The organism is Rubripirellula obstinata (assembly GCF_001642955.1).
GTDB lineage: Bacteria > Planctomycetota > Planctomycetia > Pirellulales > Pirellulaceae > Rubripirellula > Rubripirellula obstinata.
Genome location: NZ_LWSK01000271.1, coordinates 1 through 1,613 on the forward strand (window position 1 = coordinate 1; position 1,613 = coordinate 1,613).

Here is a 1,613-nt window from a genome sequence, read left to right on the forward strand (position 1 = left end):
GAAAGGGAGCCGCCACCAACGCCGTGCAAATCGCCGAACTGCTAATGAAAAACGTCGGCGCCACGGCGTAGCCGAAGTCGCCAGACTTTGGTGGATTCGGCAAAACATCCAAACTCAGGCGAGTTCGGCTACAAAATATCCGTTACGGCGTTAGATTGGTTGCCTCGCTTGTTGCTCCGGCCAGGCACGGAGTGCCGACACAATCTCTGCCGGGGGTGCCACCCCAATGCCACCTACTTTGGTTTTTCCGGGGGGGACGGCTGGAATCGACAGCTCTTTGGCACGGAATTCGCGCAGTGAAATTGGTTTCTTTTCCAATGTCACTTTGGCGTAGAAACCGTGATGGTAGCACCAACAAACGAATCCGATCCTGATTCTCCGTTCTGTCGTGCAAAGACTTTGCTTGCCGATTTGATTGGCTTACCTCAGCTTCAAGCTGCCTTTGAAGGACAGGAACCTTCTCACGCCAAAAGGGTCTACACGCAGGCACCCACGCTCTGGTTGCTGGTGATGCAGCGACTAGGAGGTGGACTGACGCTTGAGCAAGTTGTCAAAGACCTCATCAATAACCACAGTGACATTCTGCCCGAGAATCGACGAGTCACCGAAGGCAAGCTGTCTGAAAATAACTCCGCTTACAACAAGGCTCGGCAGAATCTGCCAATTGAAGTGATCGAGGAATTCTCACATCGAGTATGCGATCACCTGGCTCGTCGGGCGGAACCAGCTTTCCTAGACCAGCGCGTCTTCATCCTCGATGGAACGACCATCACGCTGCCGCCAACACAGGAACTAAAAAAGGCTTTCCCGCCCGCAATGAACAAGCACGGCGAGTCGGTATGGCCAGTGGCTTGTTTGATGGTTGCTCACGAAATGCAGACCGGCTGCGCGTTGGTTCCCCAGGTCGATCCGATGTACGGCTCCAAAAACTCCAGCGAACCGAAACAAGCTGAGAAGATCATTGACCGACTTCCCGAGAACTCGATCGTGTTGGCGGATAGCGGTTTCGGCATCTTTTCAGTCGCTTTCCATTGCCAGTTGCGAGCAAAGCCGTTCGTCTTCAGGTTGACCAAACAGCGTTACAAAGCGTACATCAAGAAGGCCACTCTGATCGAAGAAACGGAAGGTTGCCGAACCTATCACCTGATCTGGAAACCGACCGCTAAAGAACGAAAGAAACATCCTGCGCTTCCGGCCGACGCAGCCGTCGAGGCATTCATTCATCAAGTCGATTTGGAGAATGAGCAAACGCTTGAATTGGTTACCAATGTTGAGACTGATGGGGTATCGGTCGGGGAGTTGTATCGGCGGCGGTATGATATTGAATTCGATATCCGAGACCTGAAGGTCACGATGGACTCCGAGAACATTCGTGCCAAGAGCGTCGACACGGTCAAGAAAGAGTTGCTGGGATCAGTGATCGCTTACAACCTAGTGACTCAGTTTCGCAAACAAGCGGCTAAACTGATCAATGTCAAACCTCGTCGCCTCAGCTTCAGCGGCGTGTGGACGACATTTCGTTACGACCTTCTGTACAAAGACTTCAACACGCTGGAAGAGTGGAACCTTGCCTACCAAGGAGCACTGGTGAGCGCATCAGGCCGCAAGCTGCC

The 1,613-nt window shown here is 52.9% G+C and carries 1 protein-coding gene; it reads left to right on the plus strand.

What is annotated here, in order from left to right; translation table 11 throughout:
* Positions 1-342: 342 nt before the first annotated feature.
* A partial coding sequence (locus RC85_RS25680) for an IS4 family transposase (RefSeq protein ID WP_068267799.1) occupies positions 343-1,613 on the plus strand: 1,271 nt, incomplete at its 3' end.